We start from the raw sequence: 16,973 nt of genomic DNA, 5'->3' as shown, positions 1-16,973 counted from the left end.
GGTCAAAGGGAAACACTTATGATGACATTACCTTGCTTATGCCCAAGTTTAACATAATCGTGGGCCTCGGCCATTTTTTCTAATGGGAAGACTCTATCAATTACCGGTTTGATTTTCCCTGCTGCGAGGTAGTTTTTCAATTGTATAAAAGCACTTTTAGGGGTTTTGGGTACGCCAGTATCAATGGATATGTATTTACCATTTTTATGTAACGCCTTTTTGCTTTTTTCTTTCAGTATTGAGGACTTTGAGTTTCCGACGGCGTCTAATACATATTTATAAGTGGATAACTGTTTTTCAGCACCCTGAAGGGTGTAATCAATCACCCGATCACTACCCAGCGATTTGACCAAGTCAACGGTTTTGCCGCTACAAACAGCGGTTACGTTTGCGCCGGCAATTTTGGCTAATTGCACCGCCATGGTCCCAATACTGCCAGAAGCCCCGTAGATTAAGACTTCATCGCCTTTCTGAATGGAGGTTTTGCTCAGTAGATGCATAGACAGTAAGCCACCATAGGGAGTAGCGGCAGCCTCATTATGACTGATGTTGGGCGGTTTCAGGGCGATACTCCAGTCTTCGGGCAGGCATATATACTCTGCATAAGACCCAAAGCGGTGATTGGTAGGGGAAATAGAACCGTAGGCAAATACTTCATCACCTATCTGGAAGGAGGTTGCTTTTTCGCCCTTTGCTACCACTACTCCGGATGATACCATCCCCAAAATGGGGTTGCGTGGTTTCCCAAAACCGAAGATGATTTGAAGTATAAATTTTGAAATAAGCGGCTCATCCAATCTTCGTATAAGCACATCGCTGGCGGTGACTGAGGTAGCTTTTATTTCTATCAACACCTCATTGTTTTTTGGGTTTGGTTTTTCAACATCTGCCAGTACCAGGTTTTCAGAACCTCCGTATTTCAAACATTTAATCGCTTTCATAATGATTACAAAGTTTAAGGTGAACCAAATTTCTAGCACTCCTTATCTCATGATCTCCCGTTCAATCATTTCGTTTTGTTCATTGTTTTGAACATGTTTTGAGTGATCCAAAAGCGTACTTTTTATAAGCGACGGAAATATCTTTGCTGCCCGTTTTATCATTTTATTTCCGGGAAACATGATGTCGTTTTGAGCTGCGAAAATGGTAATCGGAGTTGTGATTTCTTTGGCTGCCTTAGCATCTATGACAGGAACCGGGGTAAAGTCCATCTCAAATTCTAAAAAGACTTTGGAAAGAAATTCGATAGCAAACTCATCCCGATCGGTGAACAAGTGGGACAGAAACTTCTCGACATACTTTACTTTTTTAGTTTTCATATACCTTTTCATAGGGATAAACACTTTGAAAATGGCCTTCAATGGATTTCCATTTACGATATATGCTGGCGCTGATAAGTACACTTCTTTGATGTTGCTCTCATCATGTTCCAGCGTTTTCAGAATGATCAATCCGCCAAATGAAAATCCTGCCAGGGTAACCGAGCTTAAATCCAGACTTGTGATGATTTCATTCATCCATATACCGTAGGAATCATCTTTCATACTTAAGCGGGTCTCAGCACTTTTATTGGGTTGAGCCAGGACATCCACCGCAAAAACTCTATAGGTTTTATGCAGATTAGCATAGGTCTCGAGAGCAATAGGGGCACACCCATTTGAACCATGAACAATTATGATCGGCGGATTTGCAGGATCTCCTGTTGCTATGATGTTGGTCTTTCCAAAACTGGTTTGTACCGTTAAGTATTCATATTCAATCTTTAGGCTATCCAGCTTTGCATCGTATAGTTGAAGTATTTCTTTCTTGCCCTGTTTGGATTTAAACATAGTATCAGGTTATTAGTCTTTCTTAGTGGAGTTATTCTTTTGGGCATATCCCATCGCTGCTATGAGGCCGCTAAACTTTAAAATTTCCACCCTAAATAAATATTTGGCTCAAAAAAGAAAAAGTTTCCATATTTGTCATCAAACTCCTTAAATCCAGCAGGCGAGTTGTTATCAAACATCCACTGGTTGATATGAACCTGAGGTTCTATGAAAAATCGTTTTTTCTTCCCAAATGCTGCGTGATAACCCAAATGAACCGAGTTATAAAGCTTAAATCCATTTTTGATTTTTTTACCGTCTAGATCGGTATAGGTTTGAATTTGTGGTAGCACTTCAACAGATGCAAAAAGCCCTTTCCAAAGCATGCGTTGATATGAGACGCCAATTCCTGTTTCTCTTAAGTATCCATCGTAGTATTCAGTCCCAGATTCTATTTTATCCACAACACCCTGCCACCATGTGATTCCCATGGGTTGAAATAATCGCCATGTAGCAAACTTCACTCCAATGATGCTCTTATCATCAAGGTTACGTTTTATATGTAATTCTACCATTTGAATACTAGTTCGCTTTCCATAACCATAGGCAATCTCATCTGGAACTAAATAAGGCATACTTACCCGCCACTTATAGGCTACTTCAGTTTCTTTACCCTCCGGTGAGCTAGTTTGAGCAAAAGAACTAATTGAGACAAGCGTAAAAACAATAATAAGTAGGTTTTTCATTGTTCTAAATTTTAAATGATTAAATGAATGATTTGATATTTGTCGATAGATTCAGTTTTAAAAATCCACTTAATCGAATCGACAGATCAATGATCGTAAGAAATAGCAGGTCAAACGTCCTGAAATGAAATCACGGACGTATTGATGAAATTTTGGACTTTAAGAGTGCTTATGGAGAAAGGGATTAGACCAGTGGCTTTTACCTTGTTGCGAAGATCCATCTTCGCAATGCTGTCCCGGAAGCTCCGGCTTCTCGTGCAGGAAAGGACTTGGTTGCCTGTCATTGTTTTCCTTGTTCTTTTGTACCGACAAAAGAACCAAAAGCTCTCGACTGCGAAAAAAGAGCTAAAGATGGCTACATTCCGCTAAAAGAAATCAATGCTCCCCGGCCGGGTTTGCCTGTAGATCAAGTGCCATGCGGTATGATTTCTTTCTTCACGCTTCATTTCGTCATCTTCTTAACGCTCTTTTTTTTAATGTCGAATGGACTTCAATATCAACTGGAATAATTGATGGGATTAAAAAGAGAGCGGAGGTACTTGGTGATTTGATACAATAGGTTATAGTATTCGTCTTTGTCCCCTAACCGGAGCTCTTTTCCCGGATGCTCAGCTGAGGCTATGCTCCCATTACGTGCTGATAATAAAAGGAGGGTAATCCAATTAGAAATAAAACAAGGACGGCTCCCCGTGTCCGAGTTACTGTAAAGGATATTAATGACACCTATCGTCTGACCTTTTTATTTCTGTTCCTTTATTCCCATGATTTTATATCTTCTTCCTGTATATATGAATAACGGGTAGTACTTAAACACCTTCTTTATTTTTGATCGATAATAAATCCATAGCTATTCTGCCATTTCTGAATCTCAGTTCAGATCCTGAAAATGAATATTTCAGTGATGGCATCACCGAAGATATCATTAATGCCTTGACCCGGATTCAGGGTTTAAAGGTGACTGCGAGAACTTCTTCGTTTGCGTTCAAAGGGCGACATATGGATGTGCGTCATATTGGTAATCAGTTGGGTGTATCTACGGTGCTGGAGGGGAGTGTACGTAAGTCAAAGAAAAGAGTCCGGATCTCTGCTCAGCTGATACAAACGACAGATGGATTTCAAATATGGTCGGGTCGCTTTGATCGTGATATTGAGGATATCTTTGAGCTTCAGGATGAGATTAGCTTAGCTATCGCGGAACAGATCAGGGAAAATTTTGGTCACCTGGAAATCGGTGAACGCCTGGTGGCTGTGCCCACTCAGAATATTCAGGCATATAATCTCTATTTAAAGGCGCGATATAATCACTTGCGTTGGGACCGTGAAGGGATCGATAATGCAATGAAGTTTTATCAGCAATGTATAGAGATGGATCCAGATTTTTCCTGGCCATATTTTGGAGCGGGTTTTTGTCATTCAATGTTTGGGTCCTGGACCCCAAATATTGCATCACTTGACATTGCAGCAGATTATATAAGTCGCGGATTTGAGGTCGATGATCAGTCATTTCTGGGATACTATAGCAAAGCAACGCTTGAATTTTGGGGGCACTGGAATTATCGGGAAGCAGAAAAGCTATATCTAAGGTCAATGGCCTTAAATCCATCTTATACGGAAGCCGAGGAAGGGTTAGCTGAATTATATACGGCCATTGGTTGGTTCGATGAAGCTATGGATCATACAAAACATATCCTTCAGCTGGATCCACTTTCGCCCAACCATCATTTTACCAAAGCGAACATTCATTATTTGCAGGAAGACTATGAATCGGCCCTTGCAAGTATAGAAGCCGCTCTCCGGACCGATCCGAATTTCACGCATGCCATCACCTTGAAGCAACTTAGCCTGATCAAGTTAAAGCGTAAAGAAGCCTTGGAGGCCTATTTAGAAAATACGCCATTGGCTCAATCTCCGAAATCATGTAGCATGCTGTATACATTGACTCATCAACCTGTCGATCATGGTATCAAGCGTGAGGATATTGATGAGATCGTAGAAGAAGAAGAAGGTTTTTCAATTGTGCCCTGGCCTTTGTTTTTATATACGCAGTTTGGGGAGAAAGAAAAAGCACTGGACCTTCTTCAAAATGCCGTGGCTGGAAAAAGAGGTCAGTTCGCAAACTTCCTAAGCCGCCTATTTCTTGACAAAATTCGAGAAACAGATGGTTATAAAGAGTTGGTCACAAAAACATTCAAACCATCCCGGTTACCCAACAAACGATCAGGGCAGGAGCTGAGTAATGGAAATGCGCATAAGAATAATGAGGTTGATGCCAGATTATTGATGCAGCCTGAAGAGATCGACATGGCTATAAAAAAACTCGATCAGTTAATGCAACAAGATGAACGCTATCTTGATACGGCATTGACTTTGAGAACCCTGGCTGATGAAGCCGGACTTCATCCAAATAAATTATCATGGATGCTGAACGATCAGGTGGGGGTAAGCTTCAACGATTATGTTAATAATTTCCGGTTGGAGTGTTTTAAGCAGAAGTCACTGGATCCCGCTAATAAGAATTTCACCTTACTGGGTTTAGCTTTTGAAAGTGGGTTTAATTCTAAATCCACTTTCAATGATTACTTCAAAAAGAAAACAGGTATTACCCCACGCAAGTGGTTGAAGAAGCATCAGTAGGAGGCTTGATTCTAAGCCTGCAAGGAGTCTTAATCTGCAACAGAATCTTCATTTTTGACCTCATTTGTTTTCTCCTTCACAAGGAGAAAGACGCACATAACACGTCAGAGACTTACATAGGAATAGGTTTTTAAAGAAGCCTGGAAAAAGTCTCTCATTGAGAAGGAGTCCCGATTTTCAGGAAGAGAGGTCAAAGCTTAGGCCTCAGAATAAGTAGTTACCTACTCTCTCATTTTAATTACTTCCTACATTGGTCCCAGCCAAGGGTTTGAAAACGCTGAATTTTCAGTGCAGAGTGGTTGAGTCTTCTCATTCTGTTGCTAACAGTCCTTTCTCTTTTCTAAAAAGTCCGAGATTTCATAAAAAGCGCCGAAAATATCATTCCGCACGATTATTAGATGCTTCCTGCTGATCTTGGCTCTGGAATTAAAAAAGGAATGCACCATGACAAAAATATTAGTTGCCGGAGCCAGTGGCTATCTCGGCAAATATATACTTGAAGAACTGGATAGCTGGGGAATCCCAGTTTTAGCTCTTGTTCGGGCTCCGGAAAAGTTGAAAGACCTGAAACACCGAAATATCAAGATAGTGCAGGCTGAAGTAACCCGGCCAGAAACACTGAGTGGTGTTTGTAAAGGTGTCTATACCGTGATATCAACCATAGGCATCACCCGCCAAAAAGATGGGTTTACCTACATGGATGTGGATTACCGGGCAAATTTAAACCTACTAAAGGAAGCAGAACGAGCCGGGGTTAGGAAATTTATATATGTGTCTGTCATAGACGGAGACAAGCTACGCCATCTTAAGATCACTGAAGCTAAAGAACGATTTGTGGATGCCCTTAAAGCTTCGGGATTAGAATATACCGTTATTCGAACTAATGGATTTTTTTCAGATCTGCGGGACGTACTCCATATGGCCAAAAAAGGAAGAGTTTTGTTATTCGGGAATGGAGAGTCTAAGCTAAATCCTATCCACGGAGCTGACCTTGCGGAAGTGTGCGTACGGGCTATTGCTCAGAAAGATAAAGAGATAGCGGTAGGCGGACCAGATATCCTTACTCAAAATGAGATAGCAGAAATGGCTTTATGCGCTTGGAATAAACCGCCTGACATTGTTCACCTTCCGGGCTGGATCAGGTTATTGATACTACATACAGCTAAGATTTTTCTACCCGGACAAAGATTTGGACCGCTCGAATTCTTTCTCACACTTATCTCGCGCGAAAGCATTGCAACCCGCTACGGCACTCATCGCTTACAGGATTTTTTTAACCAAGAAGTACAACAACTAAAACAACAATCCAATCAAAAATAATCTTATGAACATGAAATCTTATACATTTATCATTCTTATGGCCGTGGCATTTCTGCTTACTGGCTGTGGAAACGCAGGTATGTTTGTAGCCTCTAATAGTACCGAGGTTCAGCTAAAAGAAGGAAACTATACTATTGTGGCTAAAAATGTGACGGGCACCTCAGAAACATCGTATTTATTTGGAGCCAGTTATTCATGGGGCGTTGCCACTAATTCTGTAGGTATCATTCCTCTTGATGGAAATAAAATGTTATATAAAGAAGCTCGTGAATCGCTTTGGGATAACTTCGAGGAACAGGGAGAATCGATAGAAGGGAGAACGCTAGCGCTTATTAACATTCAATATGACTCCAACACGTCGAACTTTATGGTTTATACAAAAGCATCGGTTTCTATTACCGCTGATATCATCGAGTTTGAATAAATTAAGTAGATATAGTGCTAAGAATGAAAGGTTCCGTTCAATTACGAATGGAACCTTTTCATTTACATAAGGTTATTGATTGAATCAATAAAATGCCTGGCTTATCTGCGCTCTTCAATTACTTGTTTAAACGCTACTTTCACATTTATACCTGCCAGTCTTGTCAGTAGAGTTAGCAGGATTAATCGGTTTTAAAAGGCTCGCATGATCCAAAAAAGGTAGTTTTGAGCAATTTATTCCAGTCTATTTCGAAGCGATATCACTGATGCCCATAATGCACTAAGTTTATTTTTGATATTTGGGTGATAGTCTTTTCATGGAGTCATAGAATGAAAGTAAATTTAAGTCAAATGCACCTTAATAATCAGGACTCATTTGTATTCGGCCGGATACCGAAAATTAGCAGATACCCGATCATCCAGAATTCACCTATCGTGGCTGGTATAGTCAGGTAGTTTACGATTGATGCTTCTATTCCTGCATAATAAAGTAGTGTGCTAAGAATATACCCAACCCCTCCAATCATAAGAGTGTAGCCAAGCCATATCGGCATACGTTGGGAGGAAAATACAATAAATCCCATGGGAATAAGCCACAGACCAAAGAATGTGCTTCCCGCAGCCCAAGCATTTTTAATTACACTTTGGAGCACTGAGATCAGCATTACCTGTTCATCTAATGGCATGGAAGAGTCTGCAATCTCAAGAGCCGATGCCATTCCAATAGCACTGATCATAATGGCTACGGCATTCACAGTGCCCCAGATCGCTACGGACCAGGCCGCCCATTCATTGATGGGGCTGAACAATTTGTAGAACCAGACGGCAGTTAAGACCTGGGAAAGAATAATGGCAAATTCCAGTAACAAACGAATTCTGGCAATCGACTCACCATCGATAATATTTTGTAGTGTGGTTGCCGGGTCTCCAGTTATAAATATTTTCGGGTGGAAGACCAAAAATCCAAGCACACCTGAAACTGCCATAAACAAATACCAAATACCGGTGATTCTGGCGGTTGTTTTAAGAGGATGGGAAGAAGTATTCATAGATAAAGTTAGTTGGTATAGAAAAAACACGGCAGATGTACGCTGGTTTATATAAATAGGTTGCGACCTAATCTGAGCCTTGAATTTTAGTCACCCAAGCCCGACTAACACCAAGCTTAAGGGCAAGATCGGCTTTATTTTTTACCTTCCCGGAGTCTAATAATTTTCGGTACAACTTAGCCTGTTCAGCAGGAGATATTTACTGCTCCATCTCATTTTTAAGTTCATTGGCAGTTTCTGAATCCGGGTCGATCTTTAGACTTTCTGTCAAGTACTGCTCGGCTTTATTTATATCACCATTCTTATAATGATATCTTGCCAATTCCTCTAAGATTTGAGGATTGTCCGGTATCAATTCTGAAGCAATTTCAAGCAATTGAATTCCCTGGTTTTGGACTTCCGCACCCATGTAGCCACGGCTGCCATAAATACTTAGTTCAGAGAGTAACCTTTCGTCTAACAACGAATCAGATCCATGGGAATCGATGAATTTATAAACGTCGTTTTTGCTACCCTGAATTCTATTTTGGACAATGCCAACGGTGAAGCTTACTTGATCCCAAGGTCGTTGTGGAGGTGTTTTCCCCATTAGTTCCATCATATCTTCTGCAACTGAATAGGTGGAAAGAGGATTTTGACCAGTAACCAGACGTCCATCTACAACAGACTGGTCAAACAGAGGCGGCGCTTCCTGAAATTTTGCTCCTAAACGGGTCAATTCATCCTGCAACATAAATGGATAAAATTCTGCAGCCTTCGAAAACAACTGCTCTTCCAAATTCGTGAATGAGCTGATGTATTTACCTTCGATTAAGCGATCCCCATTGGATAGCCTAACGTTTAAAAGCGCGGCTGGTCCATGACAAATAGCACCAATCACTCCGCCTTGTTCATAAATAGAAGAAGTGAGTGTAGCAAGCTCGCTACTGTTAGGAAAATCCCAAAGTGTTTTACCTCCTGCGAAATAAATAGCATTGTACTCACTAGCATTAACCTGGTTAGGAGACAGGGTATTCTTTAACTGATCCATGATTTCAGCATTATCAATGAATGCTTTGTCAAGCTCGCTGAGCTTTTCTTCAGGTTCATACTGAGTTTTTCCGCCATGTGGGCTCATAAAGTCCACCGTAAATCCACTTTTAATGAACACATCATAGGCTTGCGTTACTTCTGAAAGGGTGTATCCACCGGCAATCGTAGAATCTCTACCATCGATAGTTACCTGAACCTCTGCATTATTGGTTACTACGATTAAGATCTGGTCCTGAGCTGAAAGTGGAGAACTGTATAGAAGTGAAGTGATAAATAAGATGAATGGACAAAAGTACTGTTTCATGAAATTGTTTATTTGATTTAAGATTTCAGTTGAAATATGAGAACTGAAAATGCTCACATCGTCCGAATGTATAGATTCGGACTCATGCCCATTCATTCCACCTTAAACCCTGACTCAATGAAGTTCTGTCATTGGATAGTTAATGCCTGATTACCTATTATCATTTCGCTTGTAATCTCAAATTGTGTCTAAAGCTCTAATGACCGACAAATCCGTTGCAATATTACCCTTTATCAATTTAAGTCCGGATAAGGATAATGAGTATTTTAGTGATGGAATTACGGAGGAAATTATCCTGGCTTTGTCAAAAACAAAAGGACTGAAGGTTATAGCACGAACATCAAGTTTTATGTTTAAAGACAAGCACTTAGATGTCCGGGCGATAGGGAATCAACTTGGAGTAGCCACCATTCTGGAGGGAAGTGTCAGGAAATCAGGGATGGATGTGAGGATATCGGTTCGGTTGGTGCGTACGAGTGACGGATTTCAGATTTGGAGTATGAAATTCGATCGCCAGCTTGAGGATATCTTTAAGCTTCAGGATGAGATCAGTTTACTGGTGGCGGATAAAATCAGAGAAAATTTTGGACACATTGAATTGCAGCCATCATTGGTTTCTGCCGATTCCAGTAATTTTGATGCCTATGACTATTATCTGAAAGGTCGGTATGAGCAACTAAAATGGACCAATGATGCTTTACTACGAGCTATAGAAAACTATCGAAAGGCCATTCAGTTAGATCCGGAATTATTCAGGGCCTACTATGGGATTGTACTCTGCTATACCTATATGCTTTTCTGGAGTTCGGGAGAAGAAGCCAGATCTGAAGTCTATAAGTATCTGGAAAAAGCCGTGGAAATAAACAGTGACTCTTTAGATTATCATTTAGCTAAGGCATCAACAGACATGATGATTGAATGGGATCACAGCAGTGCCATTGATCATTTCAAACGTTCCCTGGAGATGAACCCCAATAATGCCGAAGCTATAGAGGCTATTGCAGGGATGTATATTATGGTGGGGCAATTTGATGAAGCCATGATCCACATTGATCGTGCTCTGGAGATAAATCCTCTTTCCCTCAATCATACGTTTATGAAGGGGAACATCTTATACTTCTCCGGCGAATATGAGAAAGCCATTCAACAAATGAACAAGGTGTTGAAGCAAGACCCTAAATGGATATTTGCTGTACAGTTGAAAGCCGCGGCCTTGATTTTGACAGATAACAAAGCGGAGCTTGAGGAGATATTGGAAGAGTTTAGCGAGTTACCATTTATGGATTACTATACTACCCTTTATCGCCTGTACCATCATCAACCCATTTCAGAATATGAGCAGCCGTTCCTGGCTGATGAGACCATCCATCCGTGGCGGTTATATTTTCTTACCCTGGAAGAGAATTATGATCAGGCTTTTGAAATGTTGGAAGAGGGACTGAATCAAAAGCATGGAAAATATATCTGCTTTAACTATGATCCTTTTTTAGTAAAACTGAAGACCCGGGAAGAGTACAATAACCTTCAGGAGTTCCTTCCCCAAAAATTTCCGTTACTAAGCGAGATCTATGAAGACTCATCTGATTCAAGACCATTAATTACCGATAAGGAAGAACATAAAGAACTGGTACGAGCCTTGGATAAAAGCATGGAGGTAGAAGAACTATATCTTGATCCAAAACTTTCTCTGTCCAACCTGGCTGATCATATTAATACGAGTTCCAACAAACTGTCCTGGTTAATTAATCAGGATAAAAGAGCGAACTTCCATCATTTCATCAACTCTTACCGGCTGGAACATTTTAAAAAGATGGCTGTGCTACCAGAGAACCAAAACCTGACTTTACTGGGCATTGCCTTCGAATGTGGATTCAATTCAAAAACCACGTTTAATGATTATTTCAAAAAAAGCACCGGTCTTACTCCGCGGCGCTGGCTGAAAGAACAGAAATAACTACCTGATCCAGGAATTTCGGAACCTGTTAGCCCAGTTATTATTTAACACCTGATCCTAAAGTTCGAATGAGCAAAAAAGTCCGAATACGTATATCCGAACGATTCGTGGAAGTTATAGCCCCATCTTAGCACCGTAGATAACAGAAATTAACTCACTAGGTATGTACGGTCCTGATAAAGACACTTTATTTCCTTTAGCACATCACAAAAAGCTGTGTTTTCTGAAAAACCTTATAAATCATTCCAATATCGAAGTAGGCGACTTCACCTATTACGATGACCTGGAAGATGTTCAAAACTTCATGCGGAACGTGAAATATCATTTCGATTTCACCGGTGACAAATTGAGGATAGGGAAGTTTTGCATGATCGCATCAGGAGTCTCATTCATCATGAATGGAGCCAATCATCTGACAGATGCCATATCAACGTATCCCTTTGCCATCTTCGGTAATGGGTGGGAGGATGCGATGGAGAACAAAGTCTATCCAAATAAGGGCGATACGGTTATCGGTAATGATGTCTGGATAGGGCACAACGCAACAATAATGGCTGGGGTTGAAATTGGAGATGGAGCGATCATAGCTACGAATGCTACCGTAGTTAATGATGTGGAACCCTATAGCATAGTTGGAGGTAATCCGGCTCACCTAATTAGATATAGATTCCCAGAAGAAAAAATCGTTGAGTTGCTAAAGCTGAGGTGGTGGGATTGGGACATATCGAAGATCACACAAAATCTGACCTTCTTGACCGGCAAGGACTTTACAAATGTCCTCTCTGAATCAAAATAAGTACTCAATTTTCACTAATCCTTTGAATAAGATGAATACTATGAAATCTATCATATATGACACCTACGGAAGCCCGGATGTTCTGAAGCTGATTAAAACCAGCATCCCTAAACCCGGCCCGAATGAACTACTGATAAAAGTTATAAGTAGTACCGTTACTGCTGCAGATTGGCATCTGAGAAAAGCTGACCCCATGATGGTTCGATTCATGAATGGTCTATTGACCCCAAAAAGGAAGGTCTTGGGTCAGGAATTTTATGGAGAGATCATTCAGATAGGAGAGAGCGTAACACGATTTAAACCGGGCGATAAAATTTTTGGGAGTACTGGATTAAAGACCGGCGCTCACTCAGAATTTATCGTATTGAGTGAGGATAGTGTAATCACCAAGGCTGACAAAGATATTGAAAATGAATCACTGGCAGGTATTCCAATCGGGGGGATGACAGCATTGTTTTTTCTGAAACAGGGGGGGCTGAAAAAGAGAGATCGGGTATTAATAAATGGGGCATCCGGGAGCGTGGGTAGTTATGCTGTCCAGGTAGCCAAAGCTAGAGGAGCTACCGTCACCGGAGTTTGCAGCACCCGGAATGTGAAATTAGTGCGCGAGATCGGTGCAGATCAGGTAATTGATTACAAAAAAGAGAAGCTCTCTGACCATCCTCAAAAATATGATATCGTTTTTGATACCGTAGGAAATCTGAGCTACAGGGGTGTTAAACCGTTATTAAGCTCAGAAGGTCACTTTGTATCAACTGCATTTAATCTTGGATTGATGCAGGCAATGATGATGAACACGTTCCGAAAAGGTCATAAAGTGTATACAGGAGTCACAAAAGAATCCCAGGAACTATTGGATGAGATCAAAGACCTGCTCAAATCAAAAAAGCTCAAGGCGGTCATTGAAAGAACATACAGCATGGAAGAAATCAAGGAGGCTCATATACATGCAGAATCAGGTCATAAACAGGGAAATATCATATTGGCAATTCAGGGAGGAACCACTCATGTATAATGAAAAGAAAATCGGCCGAATTACCGGATTGCTCTATCTGATCGTCATATGTTGTGCGGGATTTGCTCAGGGTGTGGCAAGAGAAACCGTATTTATCGCCGGCGATGCGATCGCCACTGCCAATAATATTCTGGCTAATTCAGCATTGTTCAAATGGGGGTTAGTTACAGACCTGATCGCTTTTTCAACAGATATTGCGATTTCAGTATTGCTATACCTATTGTTGAAGTCGGTGAATAAACCGCTCGCATTGATCATGGCATGTTTCAGGTTGATAGCGCATCCGGGAGTAGCAACTGCAAATTTACTTAATCATGCGGCTGCTCTTAACGTTTTGGAAAGTGATGGACTTGCCAGTCAATTTTCTCAGATTCAGCTAAGTGAATTGTCCCTGTTTTTTATGGAAGCCCATCATTTGGGATATATTCTGGCGGGAGTAGCATTCGGAATTCACTGTTTACTGCTCGGCTATTTGCTGATGAAATCAGTTCACTTCCCAACACTTCTGGGCATCTTTATGATCGGAGCCTCCTTCGGTTACCTAATCGAAAGCTTTGGATTTATTTTATATCCTGAACACAAGGTCATTTTCGGATGGATCGTTGGGTTATCGGCAGCGTTGGGGGAAGTGACTCTTTGTATCTGGTTGATGATCAAAGGGAGCAAAGAATGAGCATTCCAGTGAAAAGTTTAAATCATATATCCTGGTCTGTAATAATGATCTTAGCGACCATGACTTTTACAACCTCCCGGTTTTAAGTCAGCCAAAGCAACCAACCTTAGAAATAAAGGTTCATTTTGATGAAAGTGGGGATTACCTCACGTATGCAGAAAAAACGGTCACTCAACAAGTTATTAGCTATCGCACTGGTAATTACGTGATCCGAAAAGCCATGAAGAAGTCGGGTAAAAGTATACTGGAATTAAGTGCGTTAAGTCCGGCTGAAATCTTTGAATTGGCTGGGTACAGCTATGATTAAATCTTTACTTACCGAAATAAGAAAGTTGCTCACAACTGTTTAATCATTTAGAATTAACGTTGCCTGACTTGACGGTTGATATAACCCAAACAACTCTTACAAACTTGCATATCTTTTTAGGCTGGATGCTATATTTCGATCAGAATTTTAATGGGGTGTGATTAATTGAACTATGGTATATAAAGAATTTAAGCCTTCTGAGGATTTGAAATCTATCCTTAAATGTTATTGGGTACTGGAAGGAACCAGAGAGGAAATTCATGAGAAGCAGACTATTGTTCCTGATGGATGCATGGAAATGATCTTTCACTACAGAGATCTTTATTATCAGTATTTACCGGATGGAAGCAGGATTGAACAACCACGATGTTTTGTATTCGGTCAGCTTACACGGAAACTTGAAATAGAGCCTTCTGGAGATTCAGGAATGTTTGCAGTCAGGTTTCACCCGGAAGGGTTACAACCTATATCCAAATTGGCAGCCAAAGAATTTCAGGATTCTGCGGTTCCGCTGGATATGATTTTGGGTGAAGAAGGAGTAATGCTCGAATCCCAAATTCTGAAGGCTTCATCCAGCGAACAGAGAATAGATCTCATCGACCAATATCTGACCGATAAGTTTGAGTCTTGCGATGTAGCAGATTCTATTGTGAAAGATGCTGTGAGTATCATTATAAACAGCCGGGGCAGGCAAAAAATACATGAACTTTCTATTGATAGTGCTGTAAGCAGACGTACTCTGGAACGCAGGTTTACGGATTCTGTGGGGTTAAACCTCAAACAATTATCAAAGATCATCAGACTAAAAGCTACTGTAAATAAGATGATCAATAAAGAATATAGTACCCTGACTGAGCTGGCTTATGACAATGGATACTATGACCAGGCCCATTTTATCAAAGATTTTAAAAAGTATACCGGGCTTACACCCAAGGATTTCTTTGATCCAAAGTTGAGCTTTACTCATCTCTTTTATGAAAATGGATAAGATGTAGAACCGATCTTAATTTAAGGATTCAATAATAATCATCGAATTCTTATCTGGGTCATGAATACCAACGCTTCGAACTCCTTCCTGAATAATGACTTCTCCTAATAATGAACCCCCAAATTGTTCAACTTTTTCTATAAAAGCATCAAAATCAGTTACGGAGATATCCAATTGATGCCGTGTTTGTTGGGCAGTATTTTGTGCAAATTCAGCAGGACAGACTAATAAATTATATCCCAGCCACTTACCCTCAAATAGGGTAAATTCATTGATGATTTTTTCAGAAAACTCGACATTATAAACTTCAGTATAAAATTCAATCATTTCGGGCATATCATGGGCTGCAATGGTCATGCTTCGGAGGGTGCCGATACTTTGATGAGCAACATCCTTTTGGTTATTGTGCTTTTGAACTTCTTGAGAATAAACATCTATTGATTGAAAAAGCCCTGGCAACAATAATATCCAAAATACTTTCATAGCTACTTGAATATAGTTTTAGTCCAGGTCCATTGCATTCCTTTCTCACCACTTTCATCTTCAATTCTGGCTGTAAGTTTATCACCGGAACGTATGTAGATGATACGCTGGGGGAAGTCATGGCTGAGGTTTTCAAAAACGACTTTTTCTGAAGTCAGCTCTGATAAGGTAAACTCAGTAGGTGTTTTACCGGAGGGGGAAGCGAGATACACTACCGTGCCGTCATCTTTGGTGGTGATGCGCAGAAATTCAAAAGCGGATTTTTCTCCAAATACATCTCGATGTACGCCAAGGATCATATTTCCGGAAACGGGAGTCCAGAGTTCTTCCATATCAACACCCTGCGTATTACCAGTCCAGTAACCACTGATCCAGTTAAGGTCTTGTAAATTCTGGCTCATTAATGAATTTGATGTACTTAGAATCAGGATTGAAAGAAGTAGTAGATTTTTCATAAACTAATATTTAGGTGATAATTTTAAGCCAAATTAACAGCCAGTATCCGAAGTAAATTGTAAAAAACAGACAGAGCTAATTTTGGAAAGAGGATGGTGAACATTGCTTAAAAGTAACGTCTTGGTTCTCAATGTAAGTATCAGGCTTTAATTATATGTTCTCTTATCAAATCATTGGTAGTGAAAGGCATATCAGAAAAAAACTCTTTGGGAGGCATACCGGTGATTTTTCGACATTCTTTCACAAAGTGAGATTGATCATAATAGCCAAATGATAAAGCTTCGACCAGATTGGTGGAGGGATTCTTCTTTAGATGTGAAGTAGCCAGATCAAATCTGATCACATCTTTGAGCTGTTTTGGAGATAGTGAAAAATGTTTCTTTACAAATCGATAGAGACTTTTGGTTGTCATGTAAAGGGAGCGGGAAATGGATCCTATATCTTCATTATTGAGATCTGTGAATTCCTCCAGTACTTTTAAAATTTTCCCTTCATTAGGGATGGGAGATAGTATTTTTTTAAACACTGCGTCTAACCATTCTGTCTCAAATCCTTCTTGTCCGGTGGCTAATCGTTTCCTGATCTCATCTTGTACTTCCGGACTGTAAGGGAAAGGAAATGGGATCAGAAGTTTGTCGGTTTTTGGAAGTTTAAACTCAGGGTGACCTAACACTGAGATCTTCATTTTTATATTTATGCACTTCATTCCCGCATCAATACGAAGTAAAGAAGAATCATTACTGGCAAAGAAAAGCCCTGTTTTGTGAGCTTTTTTAAAAGTGCCATCACATTGATCAAGTACCGAAAAACTACCATTTAAAATAAAATAAACATCAAATTTACCATTGGGTACTGTTTTCAGGTAGGCCGGTTTACTAAAGTCATACAACTGGTACCGGTCAATATGTAAAGAAACCGCAGGGTCTTGAGGGATTTTCTCTAACGGGATCATAATGTCTGATATTTACAATTAAACCCTTAATTA

At 40.3% G+C, this 16,973-nt stretch carries 16 protein-coding genes; 8 read left to right on the top strand and 8 right to left on the bottom strand.

Annotated elements, in window-relative coordinates; all coding sequences use genetic code 11:
- Positions 1-2: 2 nt before the first annotated feature.
- The 3 genes from RIB15_RS15180 to RIB15_RS15170 form a co-directional block, all read right to left on the bottom strand.
- The gene (locus RIB15_RS15180; protein WP_350203022.1) at positions 3-941 is read right to left on the bottom strand and encodes an NAD(P)-dependent alcohol dehydrogenase; all 939 of its coding nucleotides are present in this window, start codon (positions 939-941) and stop codon (positions 3-5) included.
- Positions 942-983: 42 nt separating this feature from the next.
- Positions 984-1,829: an alpha/beta fold hydrolase gene (locus tag RIB15_RS15175; RefSeq protein ID WP_350203021.1), complete on the bottom strand. Its 846-nt coding sequence runs from the start codon at positions 1,827-1,829 to the stop codon at positions 984-986.
- Between the two features lie 77 nt (positions 1,830-1,906).
- A complete protein-coding gene (locus RIB15_RS15170) occupies positions 1,907-2,554 on the bottom strand; it encodes a hypothetical protein (RefSeq protein ID WP_350203020.1) in 648 nt (215 codons plus the stop codon).
- Positions 2,555-3,379: 825 nt separating this feature from the next.
- Here RIB15_RS15170 and RIB15_RS15165 point away from each other — a divergent pair.
- The 3 genes from RIB15_RS15165 to RIB15_RS15155 all read left to right on the top strand — a co-directional run bounded on the left by RIB15_RS15165 (position 3,380) and on the right by RIB15_RS15155 (position 6,932).
- A complete protein-coding gene (locus tag RIB15_RS15165; RefSeq protein WP_350203019.1) occupies positions 3,380-5,188 on the top strand; it encodes a helix-turn-helix domain-containing protein in 1,809 nt (602 codons plus the stop codon).
- A gap of 444 nt (positions 5,189-5,632) precedes the next feature.
- Positions 5,633-6,508, top strand: coding sequence for an SDR family oxidoreductase (locus tag RIB15_RS15160; RefSeq protein ID WP_350203018.1), 876 nt, complete (start codon positions 5,633-5,635; stop codon positions 6,506-6,508).
- 10 nt (positions 6,509-6,518) lie between these two features.
- Positions 6,519-6,932 (top strand): DUF6567 family protein, encoded by a 414-nt coding sequence (locus RIB15_RS15155; protein ID WP_350203017.1) that lies wholly within the window; start codon positions 6,519-6,521, stop codon positions 6,930-6,932.
- 364 nt (positions 6,933-7,296) lie between these two features.
- Here the strand turns inward: RIB15_RS15155 and RIB15_RS15150 are convergent, their stop codons facing one another.
- Complete coding sequence (locus RIB15_RS15150; RefSeq protein WP_350203016.1) at positions 7,297-7,980, bottom strand: DUF4386 domain-containing protein; 684 nt, start codon at positions 7,978-7,980, stop codon at positions 7,297-7,299.
- A gap of 199 nt (positions 7,981-8,179) precedes the next feature.
- On the bottom strand, positions 8,180-9,316 hold the full coding sequence (locus RIB15_RS15145; protein ID WP_350203015.1) for a DJ-1/PfpI family protein: 1,137 nt from the start codon (positions 9,314-9,316) through the stop codon (positions 8,180-8,182).
- A 184-nt stretch (positions 9,317-9,500) separates the two neighbouring features.
- Between RIB15_RS15145 and RIB15_RS15140 the strand changes: the two genes are divergently transcribed.
- The 5 genes from RIB15_RS15140 to RIB15_RS15120 all read left to right on the top strand — a co-directional run bounded on the left by RIB15_RS15140 (position 9,501) and on the right by RIB15_RS15120 (position 15,049).
- Complete coding sequence (locus RIB15_RS15140) at positions 9,501-11,270, top strand: helix-turn-helix domain-containing protein (RefSeq protein ID WP_350203014.1); 1,770 nt, start codon at positions 9,501-9,503, stop codon at positions 11,268-11,270.
- Between the two features lie 163 nt (positions 11,271-11,433).
- The gene (locus RIB15_RS15135; protein ID WP_350203013.1) at positions 11,434-12,066 is read left to right on the top strand and encodes a CatB-related O-acetyltransferase; all 633 of its coding nucleotides are present in this window, start codon (positions 11,434-11,436) and stop codon (positions 12,064-12,066) included.
- A 40-nt stretch (positions 12,067-12,106) separates the two neighbouring features.
- Positions 12,107-13,081, top strand: coding sequence for an NAD(P)-dependent alcohol dehydrogenase (locus tag RIB15_RS15130; RefSeq protein WP_350203012.1), 975 nt, complete (start codon positions 12,107-12,109; stop codon positions 13,079-13,081).
- Positions 13,074-13,754 carry a DUF4386 domain-containing protein gene (locus RIB15_RS15125; protein ID WP_350203011.1) on the top strand — a complete coding sequence of 227 codons (681 nt, stop codon included), beginning with the start codon at positions 13,074-13,076 and terminating at the stop codon, positions 13,752-13,754. Before RIB15_RS15130 ends, RIB15_RS15125 begins: the two co-directional genes overlap by 8 nt.
- A gap of 479 nt (positions 13,755-14,233) precedes the next feature.
- Positions 14,234-15,049: an AraC family transcriptional regulator gene (locus RIB15_RS15120; RefSeq protein ID WP_350203010.1), complete on the top strand. Its 816-nt coding sequence runs from the start codon at positions 14,234-14,236 to the stop codon at positions 15,047-15,049.
- A 15-nt stretch (positions 15,050-15,064) separates the two neighbouring features.
- Here the strand turns inward: RIB15_RS15120 and RIB15_RS15115 are convergent, their stop codons facing one another.
- From RIB15_RS15115 to RIB15_RS15105, 3 genes are all read right to left on the bottom strand, one after another.
- Positions 15,065-15,532, bottom strand: coding sequence for a VOC family protein (locus tag RIB15_RS15115; protein ID WP_350203009.1), 468 nt, complete (start codon positions 15,530-15,532; stop codon positions 15,065-15,067).
- 2 nt (positions 15,533-15,534) lie between these two features.
- On the bottom strand, positions 15,535-15,987 hold the full coding sequence (locus RIB15_RS15110; RefSeq protein ID WP_350203008.1) for a DUF6265 family protein: 453 nt from the start codon (positions 15,985-15,987) through the stop codon (positions 15,535-15,537).
- A gap of 140 nt (positions 15,988-16,127) precedes the next feature.
- On the bottom strand, positions 16,128-16,940 hold the full coding sequence (locus RIB15_RS15105) for a helix-turn-helix domain-containing protein (protein ID WP_350203007.1): 813 nt from the start codon (positions 16,938-16,940) through the stop codon (positions 16,128-16,130).
- Positions 16,941-16,973: the final 33 nt, after the last annotated feature.

Origin of the sequence: Gracilimonas sp., assembly GCF_040218225.1 — a bacterium.
Classification (GTDB): Bacteria; Bacteroidota; Rhodothermia; order Balneolales; family Balneolaceae; genus Gracilimonas.
This window is presented reverse-complemented; position numbering and strand designations above follow the sequence as displayed.

Bases quoted from the DNA above. Each gene is read 5' to 3' on its own strand.
- RIB15_RS15180 (WP_350203022.1), bottom strand. From the start codon at position 941: ATGAAAGCGATTAAATGTTTGAAATACGGAGGTTCTGAAAACCTGGTA.
- RIB15_RS15175 (WP_350203021.1), bottom strand. From the start codon at position 1,829: ATGTTTAAATCCAAACAGGGCAAGAAAGAAATACTTCAACTATACGAT.
- RIB15_RS15170 (WP_350203020.1), bottom strand. From the start codon at position 2,554: ATGAAAAACCTACTTATTATTGTTTTTACGCTTGTCTCAATTAGTTCT.
- RIB15_RS15160 (WP_350203018.1), top strand. From the start codon at position 5,633: ATGACAAAAATATTAGTTGCCGGAGCCAGTGGCTATCTCGGCAAATAT.
- RIB15_RS15155 (WP_350203017.1), top strand. From the start codon at position 6,519: ATGAAATCTTATACATTTATCATTCTTATGGCCGTGGCATTTCTGCTT.
- RIB15_RS15150 (WP_350203016.1), bottom strand. From the start codon at position 7,980: ATGAATACTTCTTCCCATCCTCTTAAAACAACCGCCAGAATCACCGGT.
- RIB15_RS15145 (WP_350203015.1), bottom strand. From the start codon at position 9,316: ATGAAACAGTACTTTTGTCCATTCATCTTATTTATCACTTCACTTCTA.
- RIB15_RS15135 (WP_350203013.1), top strand. From the start codon at position 11,434: ATGTACGGTCCTGATAAAGACACTTTATTTCCTTTAGCACATCACAAA.
- RIB15_RS15130 (WP_350203012.1), top strand. From the start codon at position 12,107: ATGAAATCTATCATATATGACACCTACGGAAGCCCGGATGTTCTGAAG.
- RIB15_RS15125 (WP_350203011.1), top strand. From the start codon at position 13,074: ATGTATAATGAAAAGAAAATCGGCCGAATTACCGGATTGCTCTATCTG.
- RIB15_RS15120 (WP_350203010.1), top strand. From the start codon at position 14,234: ATGGTATATAAAGAATTTAAGCCTTCTGAGGATTTGAAATCTATCCTT.
- RIB15_RS15115 (WP_350203009.1), bottom strand. From the start codon at position 15,532: ATGAAAGTATTTTGGATATTATTGTTGCCAGGGCTTTTTCAATCAATA.
- RIB15_RS15110 (WP_350203008.1), bottom strand. From the start codon at position 15,987: ATGAAAAATCTACTACTTCTTTCAATCCTGATTCTAAGTACATCAAAT.
- RIB15_RS15105 (WP_350203007.1), bottom strand. From the start codon at position 16,940: ATGATCCCGTTAGAGAAAATCCCTCAAGACCCTGCGGTTTCTTTACAT.